The 20,550-nt window shown below is 70.1% G+C and carries 21 protein-coding genes and 1 tRNA gene; 18 read left to right on the top strand and 4 right to left on the bottom strand.

The features are described from left to right. The first annotated feature begins 89 nt into the window (after positions 1 to 89). The 15 genes from nhaA to ABD197_RS11210 all read left to right on the top strand — a co-directional run bounded on the left by nhaA (position 90) and on the right by ABD197_RS11210 (position 14,602). A complete protein-coding gene (nhaA, locus tag ABD197_RS11280) occupies positions 90 to 1,283 on the top strand; it encodes a Na+/H+ antiporter NhaA (protein WP_344054556.1) in 1,194 nt (397 codons plus the stop codon). Continuing rightward, entirely contained in the window at positions 1,280 to 1,933 is a 654-nt protein-coding gene (locus tag ABD197_RS11275; RefSeq protein WP_344054554.1) for a nucleoside triphosphate pyrophosphohydrolase, read from the top strand. The genes nhaA and ABD197_RS11275 overlap by 4 nt, the downstream gene beginning before the upstream one ends. A gap of 31 nt (positions 1,934 to 1,964) precedes the next feature. Beyond that, complete coding sequence (gene hisS, locus ABD197_RS11270; protein WP_344055847.1) at positions 1,965 to 3,215, top strand: histidine--tRNA ligase; 1,251 nt, start codon at positions 1,965 to 1,967, stop codon at positions 3,213 to 3,215. A 146-nt stretch (positions 3,216 to 3,361) separates the two neighbouring features. Beyond that, a complete protein-coding gene (locus ABD197_RS11265) occupies positions 3,362 to 4,060 on the top strand; it encodes an O-methyltransferase (protein ID WP_344054553.1) in 699 nt (232 codons plus the stop codon). A gap of 52 nt (positions 4,061 to 4,112) precedes the next feature. After that, positions 4,113 to 5,393: a phosphopyruvate hydratase gene (gene eno / locus ABD197_RS11260; RefSeq protein ID WP_344054551.1), complete on the top strand. Its 1,281-nt coding sequence runs from the start codon at positions 4,113 to 4,115 to the stop codon at positions 5,391 to 5,393. Between the two features lie 42 nt (positions 5,394 to 5,435). Next, positions 5,436 to 5,969: an FtsB family cell division protein gene (locus ABD197_RS11255; protein ID WP_344054549.1), complete on the top strand. Its 534-nt coding sequence runs from the start codon at positions 5,436 to 5,438 to the stop codon at positions 5,967 to 5,969. Between the two features lie 35 nt (positions 5,970 to 6,004). Beyond that, positions 6,005 to 6,520, top strand: coding sequence for a DUF501 domain-containing protein (locus ABD197_RS11250; protein WP_344054547.1), 516 nt, complete (start codon positions 6,005 to 6,007; stop codon positions 6,518 to 6,520). Continuing rightward, positions 6,517 to 7,785, top strand: a complete 1,269-nt coding sequence (locus ABD197_RS11245; protein ID WP_344054545.1) for a S8 family serine peptidase — start codon at positions 6,517 to 6,519, stop codon at positions 7,783 to 7,785. The genes ABD197_RS11250 and ABD197_RS11245 overlap by 4 nt, the downstream gene beginning before the upstream one ends. Positions 7,786 to 7,837: 52 nt before the next feature. Beyond that, positions 7,838 to 9,232 carry an NAD(P)/FAD-dependent oxidoreductase gene (locus ABD197_RS11240; protein WP_344055846.1) on the top strand — a complete coding sequence of 465 codons (1,395 nt, stop codon included), beginning with the start codon at positions 7,838 to 7,840 and terminating at the stop codon, positions 9,230 to 9,232. Between the two features lie 32 nt (positions 9,233 to 9,264). Further along, a tRNA-Leu gene (locus ABD197_RS11235) sits at positions 9,265 to 9,338 on the top strand. Positions 9,339 to 9,401: 63 nt separating this feature from the next. Then, positions 9,402 to 10,637, top strand: a complete 1,236-nt coding sequence (locus ABD197_RS11230; RefSeq protein ID WP_344054544.1) for an alanine racemase — start codon at positions 9,402 to 9,404, stop codon at positions 10,635 to 10,637. Beyond that, on the top strand, positions 10,634 to 11,947 hold the full coding sequence (locus ABD197_RS11225; RefSeq protein WP_344054542.1) for a D-arabinono-1,4-lactone oxidase: 1,314 nt from the start codon (positions 10,634 to 10,636) through the stop codon (positions 11,945 to 11,947). Before ABD197_RS11230 ends, ABD197_RS11225 begins: the two co-directional genes overlap by 4 nt. 81 nt (positions 11,948 to 12,028) lie before the next feature. Next, positions 12,029 to 12,598: a LemA family protein gene (locus ABD197_RS11220; RefSeq protein WP_344055845.1), complete on the top strand. Its 570-nt coding sequence runs from the start codon at positions 12,029 to 12,031 to the stop codon at positions 12,596 to 12,598. 14 nt (positions 12,599 to 12,612) lie between these two features. Beyond that, the gene (locus ABD197_RS11215; protein ID WP_344054540.1) at positions 12,613 to 13,500 is read left to right on the top strand and encodes a M48 family metalloprotease; all 888 of its coding nucleotides are present in this window, start codon (positions 12,613 to 12,615) and stop codon (positions 13,498 to 13,500) included. Between the two features lie 46 nt (positions 13,501 to 13,546). Continuing rightward, complete coding sequence (locus tag ABD197_RS11210) at positions 13,547 to 14,602, top strand: DNA glycosylase AlkZ-like family protein (RefSeq protein WP_344054538.1); 1,056 nt, start codon at positions 13,547 to 13,549, stop codon at positions 14,600 to 14,602. Positions 14,603 to 14,605: 3 nt separating this feature from the next. Here the strand turns inward: ABD197_RS11210 and ABD197_RS11205 are convergent, their stop codons facing one another. Next, the gene (locus tag ABD197_RS11205) at positions 14,606 to 15,844 is read right to left on the bottom strand and encodes a winged helix-turn-helix domain-containing protein (protein WP_344054537.1); all 1,239 of its coding nucleotides are present in this window, start codon (positions 15,842 to 15,844) and stop codon (positions 14,606 to 14,608) included. A gap of 51 nt (positions 15,845 to 15,895) precedes the next feature. Between ABD197_RS11205 and ABD197_RS11200 the strand changes: the two genes are divergently transcribed. Then, complete coding sequence (locus ABD197_RS11200) at positions 15,896 to 17,089, top strand: AI-2E family transporter (RefSeq protein ID WP_344054535.1); 1,194 nt, start codon at positions 15,896 to 15,898, stop codon at positions 17,087 to 17,089. After that, on the top strand, positions 17,086 to 18,312 hold the full coding sequence (gene ilvA / locus ABD197_RS11195; RefSeq protein WP_344054533.1) for a threonine ammonia-lyase: 1,227 nt from the start codon (positions 17,086 to 17,088) through the stop codon (positions 18,310 to 18,312). Before ABD197_RS11200 ends, ilvA begins: the two co-directional genes overlap by 4 nt. A gap of 22 nt (positions 18,313 to 18,334) precedes the next feature. Here the strand turns inward: ilvA and greA are convergent, their stop codons facing one another. Further along, entirely contained in the window at positions 18,335 to 18,826 is a 492-nt protein-coding gene (greA, locus tag ABD197_RS11190) for a transcription elongation factor GreA (protein ID WP_344054531.1), read from the bottom strand. A gap of 110 nt (positions 18,827 to 18,936) precedes the next feature. Then, positions 18,937 to 19,341, bottom strand: a complete 405-nt coding sequence (locus tag ABD197_RS11185) for a DUF4307 domain-containing protein (RefSeq protein WP_344054528.1) — start codon at positions 19,339 to 19,341, stop codon at positions 18,937 to 18,939. Positions 19,342 to 19,452: 111 nt separating this feature from the next. Between ABD197_RS11185 and ABD197_RS11180 the strand changes: the two genes are divergently transcribed. Further along, a complete protein-coding gene (locus ABD197_RS11180) occupies positions 19,453 to 19,758 on the top strand; it encodes a hypothetical protein (RefSeq protein WP_344054526.1) in 306 nt (101 codons plus the stop codon). Between the two features lie 4 nt (positions 19,759 to 19,762). Here ABD197_RS11180 and trhA read toward each other — a convergent pair whose 3' ends face one another. Further along, entirely contained in the window at positions 19,763 to 20,515 is a 753-nt protein-coding gene (gene trhA, locus ABD197_RS11175; RefSeq protein ID WP_425561038.1) for a PAQR family membrane homeostasis protein TrhA, read from the bottom strand. Positions 20,516 to 20,550 lie beyond the last annotated feature (35 nt).

The raw sequence follows: 20,550 nt of genomic DNA, 5'->3' as shown, positions 1-20,550 counted from the left end.
ACGTCGGTAGACTGGGCAGCGGTGTGCCGGGAAGTCTGGTCGGCGGCGGTGCGCGTGCGCCTGCCGCCTCCTCCCACGAAAGGACCCCTGTGTCCCTGTTGCGTTCTGCCCGCTTTCCGGCGATCATCCTCCTCGCCGCCGCGATCCTCGCCCTGATCGTCGCCAACACGGCCGCAGGCCCCGCTGCGCTCGCGGTGAAGGACACCTACATCGGCATCCCCGGCGTCTTCGAGATGTCGATCGGCCACTGGGTCCAGGACGGTCTGCTGGCCGTGTTCTTCTTCATGGTCGCCGTCGAACTGCAGTTCGAGCTCACGAACGGCGAGCTCAATTCGGCGCGCAAGGCGATGCAGCCGGCGATCGCCGCGGCGGGCGGCGTGATCGTCCCGATCGTGATCTTCCTGATCGTCTCGGCGGGCACCGACTCCGCGCGCGGGTGGCCGATCCCGACCGCGACCGACATCGCGTTCGCACTGGGGGTTCTCGCCGTGTTCGGCAAGGGCCTGCCGTCCGGCATCCGGATCTTCCTGCTGGCCCTCGCGATCCTGGACGACATCGTCGGGATCGTCTTCATCGCGGTGCTGTTCACCGCGGACGTGAATCTCGTCATGCTGGGCCTCGCCGCCGTCGCCGTCGTGCTGTTCGGCATCCTGAGCCGTCAGCTCGACACCCGCGCGCGCGTGCCGATCGCCGTCGTCCTGGTCGTGCTCGGGATCGCGACGTGGGTGTTCGTGTACGAGTCGGGCGTCCACGCCACGATCGCCGGCGTCGCGCTGGGCCTCGCGATGGCGCAGCACCCGGCGATGCGGGTCCGGCACGCGCTCGAGCCGTGGGTGAACGGACTCGTCTTGCCCCTGTTCGCGTTCTCGGCCGCTCTCGTCGTGATCCCGGCGGTTTCGCCGTCGCAGCTCGCGCCCGCCTTCTGGGGCGTGCTGATCGCGCTCCCGGTCGGCAAGGTGATCGGCATCTCTGTCTTCGGATGGATCTCGTTGCGCATCGGCAACCGCGGCGCGACGCCGCACCTCTCCTTCGCCGACCTCGTGGCGGCGGGGGCGCTCGGGGGCATCGGCTTCACGGTATCGCTCCTGCTCTCGGAGCTCGCGTTCGCCTCCGATCCGCTGCTGCGCGACGAGGCGACCCTCGGTGTGCTCGGCGGCTCGGCGATCTCGCTCATCGCCGCCGGGATCCTCGTCGCCCAGCGCGCTCGCCACCACCGCCGGCGCGGATCGGCGGAGCCGGCACCGGCGATGGCGACGGGCGCGGACGGAGGGCAGCTGGCATGACCGACACGCAGCCTCAGCAGGACCCGCTCCGTCAGGCGGCCGAGACGATGCGTCTCGTACGGGACCGCTGCGTGTGGACCCGGCAGATCACGCACCGCGACCTCGTGCCGTATCTGGTGGAGGAGAGCGCGGAGCTGGTCGACGCGGTCGAGGAGGGGTCGCGCGCGGACCTGCGCGAAGAACTCGGCGATCTGCTGTGGCAGGTGCTGTTCCACGCCGAGATCGCCTCCCGCGATCCTGTCGAGCCGTTCGACATCGACGAGGTCGCCCGTGGCCTGACCGAGAAGATGGTGCGGCGGCATCCGCATGTCTTCGCGGGCGAGGTCGCGGAGACCCCCGAGCAGGTGCTCGTGCTGTGGAACGCGGCGAAGGCGGTGGAGAAGAGCACACGCACGAGCGTGCTGGACGGGGTCTCCGAGCGCATGCCCTCGCTCGCCCTCGCGCAGAAGATGCTCGGCAAGGGGGCGCCCCTCGGGCTCGGTGCCGCCCCGGTCGACGCGCCGTCGTCGGAGGCGGAGCTCGGGGAGGCGCTCCTCGGGCTCGTCGCGCTCGCCCGCGAGAACGGGTGGGATGCCGAGCGGGCGCTCCGGGAACGTCTGCGTGGGCTCTCGATGGGGATTCGGGAGGCGGAGGCCGGACTGAGAGACTAGTCCGGTGGCATCAGTGACCCCGCCGCGCGGCATGCGCGACTTCCTTCCCGCAGACAAGGCCCGGCGCGAGCGCGTGCTCGCCGTCATCCGCGAGCGCTACCGCGCGCACGGATTCGATGAGATCGAGACGCCGGTCATGGAGGAGTACGCGCGTCTGCACGCCGGCATCGGCGGCGACAACGAGAAGCTCGCGTACAACGTGCTCAAGCGCGGGCTGGATGCCGAGGCGATCCGCGCGGCAGCCGAGGATCCGTCCGCGCTCACCGATCTCGGACTGCGCTACGACCTCACCGTTCCGCTCGCCCGCTTCTACGCCACGAACCGGGGTCAGCTGCCCTCGGTCTTCCGGTCGATCCAGATCGCGCCCGTGTGGCGCGCCGAGCGTCCGCAGAAGGGGCGGTACCGGCAGTTCGTCCAGTGCGACATCGACATCATCGGCGACGCCTCGGGGCGTGCCGAAGCGGAGCTCGCCGTCGCGACGCTGGACACGCTGGACGCGCTCGGGCTCACCGGCGGCAGCATCCGGATCAATGATCGGCGGATCCTCGATGCGATGCTCGAAGGCTTCGGCTTCGCGCCCGATGAGCGTCCGGGGGTGCTCATCACGATCGACAAGCTCGACAAGGTCGGACCCTCCGGCGTGATCGCCGAGCTCACCGGACGCGGCGCGGATCCTGCGGCCGTCCGTGCGCTGGGGGCGTTCCTGGAGCGTCCGCAGACGCGCGAGCACATCCCGTTCGGGTCCGCGCACATCCGCCGCGCGCTGCCGGACGGCATCCCGGATCGGCCCGTCGAGGATCTCGCCGCCATCGGCGATGCGGTCGCCGCCTCGCGCGCCGAGCGGGACGTGCCGCTCGTCTTCGACCCGTTCCTCGTGCGCGGCATGGGGTACTACACCGGCACGATCATGGAGCTCGCCCACCCCTCGGTGGACTACTCGCTCGGCGGCGGAGGCCGGTACGACGGCATGATCGGGCGCTTCCTCGGGCAGGACGTCCCGGCGGTCGGGTTCTCGATCGGATTCGAGCGGATCGTGGACCTCGTCGGCGAGCAGACCGCGTCGGCCGCCCCCGCGGTCGTCCTCGTGCATGATCGGGATGCCGATCTCGGCGCGCTGCTGACGCTCAAGTCCCGTCTCGTGGCCGAAGGCTCCCGCGTGCGGCTCGAGCAGCGCACGAAGAACCTCAAGGCCCTGCTCGAGCGCGCCGCGAACGACGGGTACACCGCCTTCGGTCTGGTCGGCGCCGACGCGTCAGATCTCGAGGTCAAGCCCCTCGGCTGACGCCCCGTCCGCCGCTTTCTTCGTGTCGGCTGCACTTCCCTGCGATGGCCCTACGAAACCTGTGTGGCCATCGCAGGTTGGTGCCGCCATCGTGCTCGGGGAGGTGCGGGGTTGACGGGGGCACGGGGGGCGGGTTGGCTGGCCGCATGGCCGACCCCACACCCGAGTCCTGGCGTCGCGTGGACGCTTATCTGACCGACACGCTCGTCGGCCACGACCCCGTGCTGGATGACGCGGTCCACTCGCAGCAGGAGGCGGGACTGCCGGCGATCGAGGTGGCTCCGGTGTCCGGGAAACTCCTGAATCTGCTCGTGCGCATCTCGGGTGCCCAGCGGGTGCTCGAGATCGGCACGCTCGGCGCGTACTCGACGATCTGGATGGCCCGCGCGGTCGGCGCGGACGGCCGGGTCGTCACGGTCGAGGCCGAAGAGCGCAACGCCGTCGTCGCCCGGACGAACCTCGAGAGGGCGGGTGTCTCCGACCGTGTCGAGATCCGGATCGGCCGCGCCGCGGACGTGCTGCCCTCCCTCGTGGGCGCCGAGCCGTTCGATCTCGTCTTCATCGACGCGGACAAGGAATCGAACACGATCTACCTCGACTGGGCGGCACGCCTCGGGCGCCCGGGAACGGTCGTCGTCCTGGACAACATCGGACGCGGGGGAGAAGTGGCCAACCCCGCGACGACGTCGGCCCAGGTGATCGGCACGCAGCGAGGTCTGGAGATGCTCCGGCGCGATGCGCGCTTCGATGCCACCGCGCTGCAGACGCTCGACCGCAAGGGCTGGGACGGCGTGGCGATCGCGCTCGTGACGGATCACGTGACGGATGCCGCGTCGCTAGACTGACGGCGGACCGACGACGCTCCCGATCCACCCTCCACCACTCAAGGAGTCCTCTGTGGCACTAATCGAGGCTGTCAACGCGCGCGAGATCTTGGATTCGCGCGGAAACCCCACCGTCGAAGTGGAGGTTCTGCTCGACGACGGCATCGTCCAGCGTGCGGCGGTCCCCTCCGGCGCATCGACGGGCGCCTTCGAGGCGTACGAGCTGCGCGACGGCGACAAGACGCGCTACAGCGGCAAGGGCGTGCTCAAGGCCGTCGCCGCCGTGGTCGACGAGCTGGGTCCGGCGATCGAAGGCGTCGAGGCCAGCGAGCAGCGCATCGTCGACGAGATCCTGAACGAGGTCGACGGCACCGAGAACAAGAAGCGCGTCGGCGCGAACGCGATCCTCGGCGTGAGCCTCGCCGTCGCGAAGGCCGCCGCCGACAGCGCGGACCTCCCGCTGTTCCGCTACCTCGGCGGACCGAACGCGCACGTGCTGCCCGTACCGCTGTTCAACGTCATCAACGGCGGCGAGCACGCCGACAACGGCATCGACTTCCAGGAGTACTTCCTCGCGCCGATCGGTGCGGACACGTACGCCGAGTCGCTGCGGTGGGGCACCGAGATCTACCACGTCCTCAAGGGCGAGCTGAAGGCCGCGGGCTTCAACACGGCGCTCGGCGACGAGGGCGGCTTCGCCCCCGATCTGCCCAGCAACCGCGGGGGCCTGGACTTCCTCATCAAGGCGATCGAGAAGGCCGGGTTCGCGCCCGGAACCGACATCGCCGTCGGCCTGGACGTCGCGGCGACCGAGTTCTTCAAGGACGGCGTCTACACCGTCGAGGGCAAGACCTGGTCGGCCGAGCAGCTCACCGACTACTTCGCCGACCTCGTCGCGAACTACCCGATCGTCACGATCGAGGACGCGCTCGCCGAAGACGACTGGGACGCGTGGAAGGCGCTCACCGACAAGATCGGCACGAAGGTGCAGCTCGTCGGCGACGACCTCTTCGTCACGAACCCGGTCCGACTTCAGCGCGGCATCGACCTCGGCGTCGCGAACGCGCTGCTGGTGAAGGTGAACCAGATCGGCACGCTGTCCGAGACCCTCGATGCGATCTCGCTCGCGACCCAGAACGGCTACCGCTCGATGCTGTCGCACCGCTCCGGTGAGACGGAGGACACGACGATCGCCGACCTCGCCGTCGCCGTGAACGCGGGTCAGATCAAGACCGGTGCGCCTGCTCGCAGCGAACGTGTCGCGAAATACAATCAGCTTCTGCGCATCGAGGAAGAACTCGGCGACGCGGCGGAGTTCGCCGGTCGCGGAGCGTTCCCGAGGTACCGCGCGTAGAGCAGACATCCGGGCCGAATGAGGTCCACGTGAGGGGGAGCCGTGCCGAACACGACGGCTCCCCCTTCGCGTGCCCGGCCGATCCGTCGGCCGGCGCGTGGACCCGTCGACGTCCGGGGCTGGCTGGGCGGCATCCGTCTGTCCGGCTTCATGGTGATCATGATGGGGCTGGTCGTCCTCGCCGCGTTCGTGCTCGTGCCGACGATCGGCACCTACGTCGATCAGCGCCAGCAGATCGCGGCTCTGCAGGCAGCGGTCGAAGTGAGCCGCGAGGACGTCGCCGACCTCGAGGCGCAGCGGGAACGCTTCACGGATCCCGCGTACATCACGACCCAGGCACGCGAGCGGCTGTACTACGTCAAGCCCGGCGAGGTCGTCTACCTCGTGGACGACGACCTGCCCGCAGCGCTCGTGCCGCAGGAACAGGCGCCCGTGAGCGACGAGGTGGAGCGCACCCGCACCGACTGGATGTCCCAGTTCGTCCGTTCGGTCGTGCAGGCCGGCCTCGCGCAGACGGTGAAGGCCCCGGCGATCGGTGTGCCGGACCCCGCGCCCACCGAGAGTCCCGCGCCCTGACGGTTCCATTCAGGGCCGGAAGGTACCCTGGCGCGGTGAGCACTCCGCCGTATGCCCCCGTGAGCGATGCCGACCTCGCCGTGCTGCGGGAGCAGCTGGGGCGGCCCGCTCGTGGTGTCGTGGGGATCGCGGCCCGGTGCGTGTGCGGCAACCCGACGGTGGCGGCGACCGCCCCCCGACTGGACGACGGGACGCCTTTCCCGACGTTCTACTACCTGACGCACCCGGGCGCGACCTCCGCGATGTCGCAGCTGGAGGCGACGCAAGTGATGCGCACGCTCGGCGACGAGCTGGACGACCCCGAGGTGGCCGCGGCCTACCGACGTGCGCACGAGGCCTATCTCGCCGACCGCGTGCAATTCGGCGTCGTCGAGGAGATCGACGGAATCTCGGCGGGAGGGATGCCGACACGCGTGAAGTGCCTGCATGCCCTGGCCGCACACGCGCTGGCCGCGGGTCCGGGCGTCAACCCGATCGGGGACCGTGCCCTCGCGCTGTCGACGTGGTCGCCCGAGCGCTGCGTGTGCGCGCAGCCGGGAGCGGCCGGATGAAAATCCGGGCGGGGCTCGCCGCGCTCGTCGCCGCCGCGACCGTGCTGCTGGCGGGGTCCACCGCGACCCCGTCCCCGGCGTCGTCGGACCCGGTGCGCGCGGCGGAGTACTGGCTCGACGAGTACGGGGTCACGCAGGCCTGGACGACGACCCGCGGTGAAGGGGTGCGCATCGCGATCATCGACACCGGTGTCGGGCGCGGTCCTGTCGAGTTCGAGGGGGCGGTCGTCGCCGGCACCGACGTGTCGGGGATCGGGTCGCCGGACGGACGGACGCCCGTGGGTGCCGTGGACGCGAACCACGGCAGCTGGGTGGCCTCGCTCGCCGCGTCGCGGGGGACCGGGGCGAACACGGGCATGATCGGCGTGGCCCCGGCCTCGGAGATCCTGTCCGTGTCGGTGGGCTTCGGGTCCTCCGCGACCGTGCCGTTCACGCAGCAGATCGCCGAGGCGATCCGCTGGTCGGTCGACAACGGCGCCGACATCATCAACCTCTCGCTGACCACGAACACCCCGGATTGGGACCGGAGCTGGGACGACGCGTTCCTCTACGCGTACGACAACGACGTCGTCGTCGTCGTCGCAGCCGGGAACCGGGGGAGCGGGACGTCGCGCGTCGGGGCCCCGGCCACGATTCCGGGTGTGCTGACCGTCGGCGGCGTCGACCCGCAGGGTCGGGCGAGCCTCGAGGCCTCGACCCAGGGCATCACGATCGGCGTGTCGGCCCCCAGCGAGAACCTGCTCGGAGTCTCGGCCGATGGCCGCCTCGTGCTCTGGAACGGCACGAGCGGCGCAGCCCCGATCGTCGCCGGCATCGCCGCCCTCGTGCGCGCCGCGCACCCCGAGCTGGACGCCGCGAACGTGATCAACCGGATCATCCGCACCGCCGACCCCGCCGCGGCCGCCACCGACGTCCCCGATCCGCTGTACGGATACGGGCTCGTGGACGCCGCCGCCGCCGTGGCGGCCAGCGTGCCGCTGGTGTCCGAGAATCCGATGGGGAGCCTGAAGGACTGGATCCGGCTGTATCGCCGCGCGGACACCGGGCCCGCGCCGATCCCCACCGCGGATCCGGTGCAGATCCCCGCGCTGCCGCCCGCGGACGCGGCATCCCGTCCCGCCTCGCCGCTGCTGCCGTCGTCCGAGACGCTGCTGTACGGGACGCTTCCGCTGATGGCCGGTTCGGCGGCCGCTATACTGGTGGCGCTCGGCGTCATCGCAGCTGTCCGACGAATCCGATTGGCGTCCCGGACGCCGAGCCGCTGACACCCCAGGAGTACTCCCCACCGTGAGCAACATTGCGTCCGCGAAGAACCGCGTGCCCAGGATCCTGATCGTCGGCGGCGGCTACGCGGGGTTCTACACCGCGTGGAAGCTCGAGAAGCAGCTGCGCAAGGGTGAGGCAGAGGTCACGATCGTCGACCCGCTTCCCTACATGACGTACCAGCCGTTCCTCCCCGAGGTCGCGGCGGGCTCGATCGAGGCCCGCCACTCGGTCGTGGCGCTGCGTCGTCACCTGAAGAAGACGAAGATCGTCGCGGCGAAGGTCACCGGCATCTCGCACGCCGGCAAGGTCGCCACGATCACCCCGATCGTCGGTGAGCCGTACGAGCTCGAGTACGACCAGATCGTCGTGACCGCCGGTGCCGTCTCGCGCACCTTCCCGATCCCGGGCATCGCCGACAACGCGATCGGTCTGAAGACGATCGAGGAGGCCGTCGCGATCCGCGACCGCCTGATGTCCAATTTCGACAAGGCCTCCGTGCTGCCTCCCGGCCCCGAGCGGGATCGCCTGCTCACCGTCGTCGTCATCGGCGGCGGCTTCGCCGGGATCGAGGTGTTCGCCGAGCTCCGCGACTTCGCGTCGGCGCTGGTGGGCAAGTACCCCGAAGTGACCTTCGACGACACGCACTTCCACCTGATCGAGGCGATGGGCCGCATCATGCCCGAGGTCTCGCTCAAGACGAGCGAGTGGGTGCTGAAGGACCTCGCCAAGCGGGGCGCTTCGGTGCACCTGGACACCCAGGTGACGGGCGCGGTCGACGGCAACATCGAACTGTCCACCGGTGAGGTGATCCCGAGCGACCTGATCATCTGGACTGCCGGTGTGATGGCCAACCCGACCGTCGTGCGCGGCGGCGACCTGCCGGTCGAAGAGCGCGGCCGCATCCGCACGCGCGCCGACCTCCGCGTCGGCACCGAAGACGAGATCGTCGAGGGCGCGTGGGCTGCAGGTGACGTCTCGGCGGTCCCCGACCTGAGTGGCGGCGGCGTCGGCGGGTACTGCGTCCCGAACGCCCAGCACGCCGTGCGTCAGGCGAAGCTCCTTGCGAAGAACCTGGTGGCTGTCCTGCGCGGCGAGGAGCCGCGCGACTACTTCCACAAGAACCTCGGCGCGGTGGCCGGGCTCGGCCTCTACAACGGCGTCTTCCAGTCCGGCAAGATCGCTCTGAAGGGCTTCGTCGCCTGGGTCGCGCACCGCGGATACCACGGTCTCGCGATGCCCTCGTGGGAGCGCAAGTTCCGCGTCGTGTGGGGCTGGTGGAACAACTTCTGGCTCGGTCGCGACCTCGTGAACCTGCAGGCTGTGCAGGACCCTCGGTATGTCTTCGAGGAGTTCGCCGCGCGCCCGCGTCCGCCGCAGCCCGCCGAGGCGGCACCGGCGAAGGCTCCGAAGGCCGCGCCGGCCGAGAAGGTCGCCGCCGGCAGCTGAGCGGTACCGTGGTAGCGCCCGCTTCGGCGTGCGCCCCCGTAGCCCAATCGGCAGAGGCAGGCGACTTAAAATCGCCCAAGTGTCAGTTCGAACCTGACCGGGGGTACGGTCCGGGCTCCCGTCGTAGGCTGGTGCCCATGCGTGCCCCGACGCCTTCGAGCGTGATGCCATGACGATCGATCTGCTCGCCGCGAGCGATGCACCGCTGCGCACGCCATGGGCCGATCCGGACTCGTACTGGGGTGCGATGACGGATGCCGTTGCCGGCGTGCCCGCCCCGGCGGCGGCGCTTCATCTGGACGCGCTGCGCTACAACGCGCTGGACATGCTCGTCCGCGCCGCCGGAGTTCCGATCCGTGTCGCGAGCAAGTCGGTGCGCGTGCGCGAGGTCCTGGATGCCGTGCTCCGCCTTCCCGGATATTGCGGCATCCTCGCCTTCACGCTGCCGGAGGCGCTCTGGCTCGCCGAGATCCATGGCGACATCGTCCTGGGCTACCCGACCGTGGACCGCGCGGCGCTGCGGGTGCTGGCCTCCGACGAACGGGCGGCGTCGCGGATCACGCTCATGGTCGATGACCTCGCTCAGCTGGACGCGTTGGATGCGGTCGCCCCGCCGACCGGGCGACCCGAGATCCGTGTCGCGATCGACGCCGACGCGTCCTGGCGGGCTCCCGGGCTCGGACACGTCGGTGTGCGCCGTTCCCCCGTGCACGAGGCGGCAGAGGTCGCGGCTCTGGCCCGGGCGATCGCCCGGCGACCCGGCGTGCGCGTGGTCGGGCTCATGATGTACGAAGCGCAGATCGCCGGTCAGGGCGACGCGACGGGGGCGGGCGATCCCGTCATCCGGTGGATGCAGCGCCGCTCCGCGCAGGAGCTGCGAGACCGTCGCGCGGCGATCGTCGACGCCGTCCGCGCGATCGCGCCGTTGGAATTCGTCAACGGCGGCGGCACCGGCTCCCTCGAGCTGACGGCCGCCGACCAGTCCGTGACCGAGCTCACGGCGGGGAGCGGTCTGCTCGCCGGCCACCTCTTCGACGGGTACCAGGCCTTCGACCCGGCACCCGCGGCTGCGTTCGCCCTCGACGTCGTGCGCCGGCCCGCTCCCGACATCGTCACCGTCCTCGGCGGCGGGTGGATCGCGTCCGGACCCCCGGTCGCGTCGCGTCAGCCGCAGCCGGTGTGGCCGCACGGCCTGCGGACTCTCGCTCGGGAGGGAGCCGGTGAGGTGCAGACGCCGCTGCAGGGTCGTGCGGCAGCCGGCCTCGCGCTCGGGGACCGGGTGTGGTTCCGCCACGCGAAGAGCGGCGAGCTCGCCGAGCGTGTCGACGCGTATCACCTCGTCGGCGCCGGGGCGCCGGCGGGGACGGCGCCGACCTATCGCGGCGAAGGGAAGGCGTTCCTGTGACGCGCCCGGGCGACCGCTGGCAGAACTGGGGCCGCTCGGCGAGCGTCCGCCCGCAGCTGGTCGAGTTCCCTGCCTCCACGGCCGCGGTGCAGCGCTCCGTGCGCGCGGCAGCGGCGCGCGGGATGCGTGTGAAGGCGATCGGCGCGGGCCACAGCTTCACCGGCATCGCCGTCGCCCCGGGCGTCCTGCTGGATCTCAGCGACCTCACCGGTCTCGTCGGAGCCGACCGGCGAACCGGACGGGTGACGCTGCGCGCCGGAACGCGCCTGCATCAGATCCCGAGACTCCTCGCCCCGTACGGCCTCGCGATGCCCAACCTCGGCGACATCGACCGCCAGTCGATCGCCGGAGCGCTCTCCACCGGAACCCACGGCACCGGCGCGCGATTCGGCGGCATCGCGACGCAGGTCGTCGGTGTCACGCTCGTCACCGCCGACGGGGAGCTCCTGCGCGTCGACGACGAGCACGAAGCCGATCTGCTGCCCGCCGTCGCTCTCGGTCTGGGCGCGCTCGGCATCCTCGTCGAGGTGACGCTGCAGTGCGTTCCGGCCTTCCTCCTTCACGCGGTGGAAGCGCCGGAAGCCCTCGACGAGGTGCTGGACGGTCTCGAGGACCGCGTTGCCGCCGCAGACCACTTCGAGTTCTACTGGTTCGCGCACACCGACCGGGCCATGACGAAGACGAACACCCGGCTGCCCGAGAGCGCGGTGCGCCGGCCGCTGCCGCGGATCGGCAAGTGGGTCGACGACGTCGTGATCGGCAACGGACTGCACCAGATCGCGTGCAGCGTCGCCCGGACGGTGCCCGCCACGATTCCGGCGATCAACCGCGCGTCGGTGCGGCTGTGGGGCGACCGCGAATTCACGGATCTCTCGCACCGCGTGTTCGCGACCGAGCGGTCGGTGCGCTTCCGGGAGATGGAGTACGCGCTGCCCGCGGAGAACGTGCGCGCCGCCTTCGACGCCCTCCGCGCGCTCGTGGCGGACCGCGGCTGGCGTATCTCGTTCCCGGTGGAGGTGCGCTTCGCGGCTGCCGACGACCTCTGGCTCTCCACCGCCTCCGGGCGCGCGTCCGCATACATCGCGGTGCACCGGTACTGGCGCGAGGATCCGACGGAGTACTTCCACGCCGTCGAGCAGATCATGCTGGGCTTCGGAGGTCGCCCCCACTGGGGCAAGATGCACACTCTGGATGCCGCGGCCCTGCGCGACCGCTACCCCCGGTTCGGCGACTTCGTCGCCCTGCGAGACCGTCTCGACCCCGCGCGGATGTTCGCCAATCGGCATCTGGACCGCATCCTCGGTGAGTAAGCCCTGTGAGCGGGCGGACGGCCCTCATCCGGGAGTCCGCCGGTGGTTAGGATGGGTCAAACCTTGAACGGAGTCACCGGCATGTGGGAATGGCTGATCCCGGTACTGATCGTCGTGGCGCTTCTCGTCATCGCCGGCATCTACCTGTGGGCGACGTACAACTCGCTCGTCGCACTGAACGTGCGCGTCGACGAGGCGTGGAGCGACATCACGGTGCAGCTCAAACGCCGTGCCGACCTTCTGCCGAACCTCATCGAGGCGGTGAAGGGCTATGCGGCGCATGAGAAGGCGGTCTTCGAGAACGTGACGCGGGCCAGAGCCGAGACGCTGACCGCCGGCGGGCCCGCCGAAGCCGGAGTCGCCGAGGGCCACATGCAGCAGGCGCTGAAGTCTCTGTTCGCCGTCGCCGAGGCATATCCGCAGCTGCAGGCGAGTCAGAACTTCCTCCAGCTGCAGCAGTCGATCGTCGACACCGAGGATAAGATCCAGGCGTCGCGCCGCTTCTACAACGGCGGCGTGCGCGAGCTGAACACCAAGATCAAGGTGTTCCCGAACAACCTCTTCGCCCGCAACCTCGGCTTCACCGAGCGCGAGTTCTTCGAGGTCGTGGATGGCGCGGCCATCAGCGAGCCGCCCAGGGTCCAGTTCTGATCTGACGTCTTCGCATGTATAGCGCCATCGCGCGCAACAAGCGCAACACGTGGTTCATCCTGGGCGCGTTCATCCTGCTGCTCGGTGCTGTCGGAGTACTCGCGGGATGGCTCGCGGGCAACAACTGGTGGATCACCGCGTTCATCCTGGTCTTCGCCGCCGGCTACGCGACGTTCCAGTACTTCTTCGCCGACCGCGAAGCGATCGCGATGGCCGGCGCGACGCCGGTCTCGCAGACGGACGCACCTCGCTACTACCGGCTGGTGGAGAACCTGTGCATCGCGACCGGGACTCCGATGCCGCGTCTGTACGTCGTGGAGGACCCCGCGCCCAACGCCTTCGCCACCGGTCGGAAGCCCGAGGAAGCGTCGATCACGGTCACGACGGGGCTGTTCGAGCTCATGTCGGATCGTGAACTCGAGGGAGTCCTCGGGCACGAGCTCGGTCATATCCGCAACTACGACATCCGGGTTTCGCTCATCGTCTTCGGTCTCGTCGTCGCTGTCGGCATCCTCGCCGACATATTCCTGCGCTTCGCGTTCTTCGGCGGCGGGCGCCGCGGCGGGAACGGCCAGGCGCAGCTCCTCTTCGTGCTGTTCGGCGTGGTCGCCGCGATCGTCGCCCCTCTCCTCGCGGGAGCCGTGCAGGCGGCGATCTCCCGCCAGCGCGAGTACCTCGCGGACGCGACGAGTGCGATGACCACACGCGACCCGGACGGACTTGCCTCGGCGCTCGGCAAGCTCGCGGAGTCCGGCGCGCCGTTGCGCAAGGCGAACACGTCCATGGCGCACTTGTGGATCGCCGACCCCCTCAAGCCGAATGCACTGGCGCGGATGTTCGCCACCCACCCGCCGCTCGCGGAGCGCATCGAGCGGCTCCACACCATGGGCGGGCAGTTCTGAGGACTCCGTGCACGAGTTGACGAGAAAGCAGGCGCGCCGGATCGCCGTGACTGCGCAGGCGCTGACAGCCGAACGCCCCGGCGGCATCGTCGAGACCGTCGACGCTCTCTCCGTCGTCAACATCGATCCGACCGCGGCGATCGCACCCAGCGCCGACCACATCCTGTGGAGCAGGATCGGCTGGCCCTACCGCCCCGCCGATCTCACCCGCGCCGTCGAGGTCGACCGGGCGATCTTCGAATGGGCGGGCTTCTACCGCCCGATGACCGACCTTGCGCTGTACCTGCCGGTCATGCGGGCGTGGCCGGTGTACCGCGATCAGCGGGACTGGATGGAGGCGAATGCGCGCTTCGCGGACGACGTGATCGCTCAGCTGCGGGCGTCGGGTCCACTCCGCACCGGCGAGATCCCCGACACGAGTCAGGTGTCCTGGAAGTCGTCCGGATGGACGAACGAGCGCAACGTCACCCAGATGCTCGAGTTCCTCGTCCTCCGCGGCGACGTGGCGATCGCGGGACGAGAGGGCAAGGAGCGCGTCTGGGACGTCGCCGAGCGGGTGTACGCGCTCTCCTCTCCGGAGCTCGGAGACGAGGACGCCGCGCGGGGACGTGCCGAGCGTCGGCTCGGCTCCCTCGGGATCGCACGGGTGAAGTCGGTGAAGCAGCCCGTCGAGCCGATCGACGTGGGTGAGATCGGCGAGCCCGCGCGCGTCGAGGGCGTCCGCGGCGTATGGCGGGTCGATCCCGTGGTCCTGCGGGCCTCGGGGTCGTTCGCCCCGCGCACGGCCCTGCTCTCGCCGTTCGACCGTCTCGTGTTCGACCGCACGCGCGCCCAGGAGATCTTCGACTTCGAGTATATCGTGGAGATGTACAAGCCCGCGGGGCGGCGGCGGTGGGGCTACTTCGCGCTCCCGATCCTGTACGCCGACCGCCTCGTCGGGAAGCTCGACGCGGCCGCCGACCGCAAGGCGGGACTCCTCCGCGTGCACGCCGTCCACGAGGACGAGCCGTTCACCGCCGAGATGCACGATGCGGTGCGGGCCGAGATCCGCGAACTCGCGTCCTGGCTCGGACTCGAGGTGGTCGGCATCCCCGCGGAGTGAGCCTCACCGCCGCGTGAGGTCGTGCCTTCTCGCCTCAGGGAGCGTGTCCGCCAGGTCGTCCGTCGCGTCGCCCCAGTGCGACACCGAGAGCGAGGACAGCCCCTGCCAGGAGGCGGCGAGCCGGATCTCGTCCGCAAGCCGTGCGGCGGCATCCGCACCCACGCCGTGTTCCCACCAGGCGGACTGCACGAGGAGCGTCGAGGACGCTCGGTCGGCCTTGAGGTCCACGCGGCCGACGATGTCGTCGCCGATGAGCACCGGCAGGCTGTAGTAGCCGAACCGGCGTTTGGGAGCGGGCGTGTAGATCTCGATCCGGTAGTCGAAGTCGAAGAGGCGCGCGGCGCGGTCTCGGAACCACACCACCGGGTCGAACGGCGTGAGGATCGCTGTCGCGTCGATCCGGCGCGGGAGAGTGGCGTCGCGGTGCAGCCAGGCCTGTGCGGGGCGTCCCGCGACGCTCCAGCCGGCCACGGTGACCGGGCGCAGCTCGCCCGCATCGACGAGGTCGTGCAGCGATGAGAGGACTGCGGCGCGATCCTTGATCCGCCAGTAGTCCGCGATATCGGACGCCGTCGCGACGCCCGACGCCCGGGCGGCCCGGCGGACGAGTTCGCGGATCGCCTCCGCTCGGGGAACCGGCCGGTCGAGCACGTCGGCGGGCAGGACCTGCTCGGCGAGAGCGTAGCGTCGTTCGAAACCGCGTCGGCCGGCGATCGCCACCTCGCCGAAGAGGAACAGGTGCTCGAGCGCGTTCTTGACGACGTCCCAGTCCCACCACGGCCCGCGCCGGGCCCGCTTCGCATCGTGGTCGATCTCGGCCGGACGCAGCGGCCCGCGCCGGGCGAGCTCTGCGAGCACCCATTCGGCGATGTCGCGGTGGCCGTCGAACCAACTCCCCGGTTTGGCATATCGAGCGCGAAGGTCGTCGCGTCGGAACTGGAACAGGCTCCAGTCCGCCGCGGGGATGAATGCCGCCACGTGTGCCCAGGATTCGACGTACGCCGGACGGCGGGAGAACAGCAGGCGATCCAGGGTCGCCGTGTCGTACGCGCCGAGCCGCGAGAACAGCGGCACATAGTGCGAGCGCGCGAAGACGTTGACGGAGTCTATCTGCAGCGTCCCCATCCGGGCCATCGCGAGGTTGAGCTGCCGGGTGCCGGGAGCGCTCGGACGCGGTTGCCCGAATCCCTGGGCGGCCAGCGTGACGCGCCGTGCCTCGGGGATGCTCAGGGTGTCTTTCACGGCGTGAGCCTATCGGCGGACCGCGACATCGCCCGCCCGTAGAATGGCCGGATGAGCACACCCGAGGGCCGGCCGAAAGGCTCGTTCCTCGACGCCCTCCGTGACCGCGGTCGCGTGGTGTCCACCGATGTGTCCGGTGCCGTCCCACGAGGGCTCAAGCTCGCCACCGCCTACTCGTGGCGGTTGCTCGTCGTCGCCGCGGCGATCGGCGTGGGCATCTGGATCGTCATCCAGTTGAAGCTGCTCGTCATCCCGCTGCTCGTGGCGATCCTCATCACGGCGCTGCTGTGGCCTGCGTTCAGCTGGATGCTGCGTCACCGCGTGCCGCGGTGGCTGGCGATCACGATCTCGGTTGTCGGGACGATCGCGATCGTGGCGGGGCTCATCTGGCTCGTCGTGTGGCAGGTCTCGCGGCAGTGGGCCTCGGTGCAGACGCGGACGATCGCTGCCGTCGAGCAGTTCCGTCAGTATCTGATCGACGGCCCGCTGCACCTGACGACCGGACAGATCGACGACCTCCTCTCCCAGGGGCTGACGCTTCTGCAGGAGCAGGCGCAGCTGCTGCTGTCCGGAGCGCTCGCGATCGGCACGACCCTCGGGCACGTCGGCGTCGGTGCCCTCCTCGCCCTCTTCATCCTGCTGTGCCTCCTCGCCGACGGCGGCGGGATCTGGCGGTGGACGACGCGGCTCTTCCCGAAGGCGGCGCGGCCGGCCGTCGACGGCTCGGCAAGGGCCGGCTGGGTCATGGTCGTGAACTACGCGCGCACCCAGCTCATGGTCGCGACGATCGACGCGGTCGGCATCGGCCTGGGCGCGTTCCTCCTCGGTGTGCCGCTCGCGATCCCGGTTGCCGTCCTGGTCTTCCTCGGCGCGTTCATCCCGATCGTCGGGGCCGTCGTGACCGGAGCGGTCGCGGTCTTCCTCGCCCTCGTCTACAACGGCCCCTGGATCGCGCTGTGGATGCTTGTCGTCGTCCTCGGCGTCCAGCAGATCGAGGGCCACGTCCTCCAGCCGCTTCTGATGGGGTCCGCGGTGAAGGTTCATCCGCTCGCCGTCGTGCTCGTCGTCGCGGGCGGTGCGATGATCGCCGGCATCCCCGGTGCCCTCTTCGCCGTCCCGCTGGCGGCATTCGTGAACGTCGTGGCGGTCTACATCGGCGACAAGGCCTGGCAGTCCGGCGCGCCGCCTTCATCCGTCGACCTGATCTGGACGACCGTGCCGCGCCCCAGGAGGGTCCGTTCGTGAGCATTCCCACTCTGGCGGAGTTCGAGGACGCCGCCGCATCGCTGCAGGGCGTCATCACGCGGACGCCGCTGGATGAGTCCCAGCACCTGAGCGAACTCCTCGGCGTCCCCGTGCACCTCAAGCTCGAGAACCTCCAGCGCACGGGATCCTTCAAGATCCGGGGTGCCACCTACCGGCTGTCCCGGCTGACGCCGGAAGAGCGCGCGCGGGGTGTGGTCGCCGCTTCCGCGGGCAATCACGCCCAGGGAGTGGCGCTGGCTGCGCAGGCGCTCGGCATCTCGGCCACGATCTTCATGCCGCTCGGGGTCCCCGTCCCCAAGCTCCTGGCCACGCGCGGGTACGGCGCAGAGGTGATCCTGGAGGGCGCGACGGTCGAGACGCCGCTGCGTCTCGCGGCCGAGTTCGCCGAGCGCACCGGTGCGGTGCTGATCCCCCCGTTCGATCATCGCGACATCATCATCGGCCAGGGGACGCTCGGCCTCGAGCTGTTCGACGCGGTGCCGGACCTCGACACGGTGCTGGTCGGCATCGGCGGCGGCGGTCTGATCGCGGGCGTGGCCGCCGCGGTGAAGGCGCGCGCCGCCGCCGTGGGTCGCCGTGTCCGTGTGATCGGCATCCAGGCGGAGAACTCCGCCGCCTATCCCTCGTCGCTCGCAGCGGGCAGACCACTTGTGGTGGACACGCTGCCGACGATCGCCGACGGCATCGCGGTGGCCCGCCCGGGTGACGTGCCGTTCGCGATCATCAGCGAGCTCGTCGACGAGGTCGTCACGGTGACCGACGACGACATCGCGCGGGCGCTGCTGATGCTCCTCGAACGCGCCAAGCAGGTCGTCGAACCTGCCGGCGCCGTCGGCGTGGCGGCGATCCTCGCGGGCAAGATCACCGCGACAGGCCCCACCGTATCGGTGCTCTCGGGGGGAAACATCGACCCGTTGCTGCTGCAGCGCGTCGTTTCACACGGCCTCGCGGCCTCGGGGCGCTACATGACGCTGCGGATCCCGCTCCCGGACCGGCCCGGTCAGCTCGCGCGCGTGTCCGAACTGCTCGCGCACGCGGGGGCGAACGTGATCGAGGTCATGCACACCCGGCATGGCCAGGGCCTGCAGATCAGCGAAGTGATCCTGCAGCTGAGCGTGGAGACCCGAGGAGAGGAGCACCGTGCGCACGTGATCCAGACGCTGCGCGACGCCGGCTTCCTGCCGACGGTCGTGCCCGACTGATCTCGTCAGCGACGCGGGGCGTTCACTGGCCCGAGTAGGTCTCGACCTTCACGATCTCCACGGCGATCGCGCGACCGTTGGGGGCGGTGTACGAGGTCTTCTCGCCTTCGCTCAGCCCGAGGATCGCCGCGCCCAGCGGCGAGGCCTCGCTGTAGACGTCCAGTTCGGAGTCCGCGGCGATCTCGCGATTGCCCAGGAGGAAGATCTCTTCGCCTCCGGCCACGATCGCCGTCACGACGGTTCCGGGCTCGACGACGCCGGTGCTCTCGGGCGCTTCGCTGACCGTCGCGTTCTTGAGGAGGTGCTGCAGCGTGCGGATGCGGGCCTCCTGCTTGCCCTGCTCGTCCTTGGCCGCGTGATAGCCGCCGTTCTCCTTCAGGTCGCCTTCTTCGCGCGCGGCTTCGATTCGCTTCGCGATCTCCTCGCGGCCCGTCGTGGACAGGCGCTCGAGTTCGGCCGCCAGGCGGTCGTAGGCGTCCTGGGTCAGGAACGTCACCGGGGCATCATTGGACACGAGGTCTCCTTCGGTCGCGGCGAGGGTGTGAGCATCCACAGTCCCGACTGCTCGGATGCCAAAACGCCCCGGCTCCCGCCAGGGCGTCTGTCGACTGTGCTGCGGTCAGACTACGTCACCCAGCACGCGTTGACCAAACCTGTCGTCGCCTCTGCCGTCGTCGGGATCGTCTCCCGGAACGCCCGTGCGTGGGTCTGAGATGCGGGCAATTCCACGACCTTCCAGCCGACCACGCCGTGATCTTCGTCCTGCGCTTCCAGGACGCACGCCACCGTGCGACCGATGGGAGCGGTCACCTGGAACGACAGAGTCACCGACCGCGCGTCGTCCACGGTGAACCCGGTCGTGTCCGCGGAGACGTCATCGAGGGCGTTCGCGATCGTCATCCAGGCGAACAGACCCGCGATGACGACGCCCGCCGCGATGATGAGCCCGATCGTCCATCTTCTGCGCGGGGTGCTCGTGCGCCCGTAGCGCTCGTCGAGCATGTCCTGTGTCGTCGTGGGGGTCGTCATCGTCGCGGATTCGTCCGTACCGGGTGCTGGGGCGGGGGCGGAGGCTCCGCCCCCGTGGAAGTTAGGCTGGTATCTCCAGGCTAGGCGCTTGCGCGCGGAACGAGGACATCCATGCACGACGCGTTCGGCGTGATCGCACACGCCGCCCTGACGGTGTTCACGGGCACGATGACGCCCACACCCGAGGAGACCGTCGATCCCGTCCTGGTCACACCGGGACCGGCCGGCTTCGTGGTGATCGCCCTGCTCTCGCTCGCCGTCGTCGCGCTCGTCTGGGACATGATGCGCCGCATCCGTCGCGGCCGCGTGCGCGCCGACATCAACGAGGAGTTGGATGCGCAGGAGCGGGCGGATGCCGAGGCGGCGGCCCAGCCGCCGACCGAGGAGCCCGAGGGCGACACGCCTCCGCGCGCCTGACTGCTCAGCCGGGGACGCCGAGCGACGGCGAGAGGGGCTGGAGGGCGATCAGCGCACATGCGGTCCAATGGCAGAGGAAGGCCAGCACCGTGCACACGTGGAAGATCTCGTGGAAGCCGAAATGCCCGGGCCACGGGTTCGGCTTCTTCATCGCGTAGACGACCGCACCGAGGGTGTACAGCAGGCCGCCGATGATGACGAGGATCATCATGGCGGCGTTCGCCTGGAACAGATCGACGATGTACATGATCGCCGCCCATCCGAGCACCAGATAGAGGGCCACGTAGAGCCAGCGGGGGGCGCCGATCCAGAAGACGCGGAACAGGATGCCGATCAACGCCCCGGACCAGACCAGGGACAGCAGCAGCACCCCCTTCTCGGGCGGCAGGGCGAGCGTCGCGAGCGGCGTGTACGTGCCCGCGATCAGCAGGAAGATGTTGGCGTGGTCGATGCGCTTGAGCACCGCTTTGGTCTTCGGCCCCCAGGTGAAGCGGTGGTAGACCGCGGAGGCCCCGAACAGCAGCATCGAGGTCACCATGAACACGGCCGCAGCCCATTTCGCGACCGATCCCTGCGCGATCGCGATCAGGACGATGCCCGCGGCGATCGCGATCGGGAACGTGCCGGCGTGCAGCCAGCCGCGCCACGTCGGCTTGATGTCGACGTGGGCGGTGTCCTCCGCCTCTTCCATGAGCGGAAGCTGGATCAGGTCGACGCCTTCGTCTGCAGGCTCGTCCGCTCGCGCGTCGGAACTCATGCGGGAAGCCACGCGTCGAGCCTACGCTTCGGCGT

The sequence above is a fragment of the Microbacterium lacus genome, assembly GCF_039531105.1.
GTDB lineage: Bacteria > Actinomycetota > Actinomycetes > Actinomycetales > Microbacteriaceae > Microbacterium > Microbacterium lacus.
This window is presented reverse-complemented; position numbering and strand designations above follow the sequence as displayed.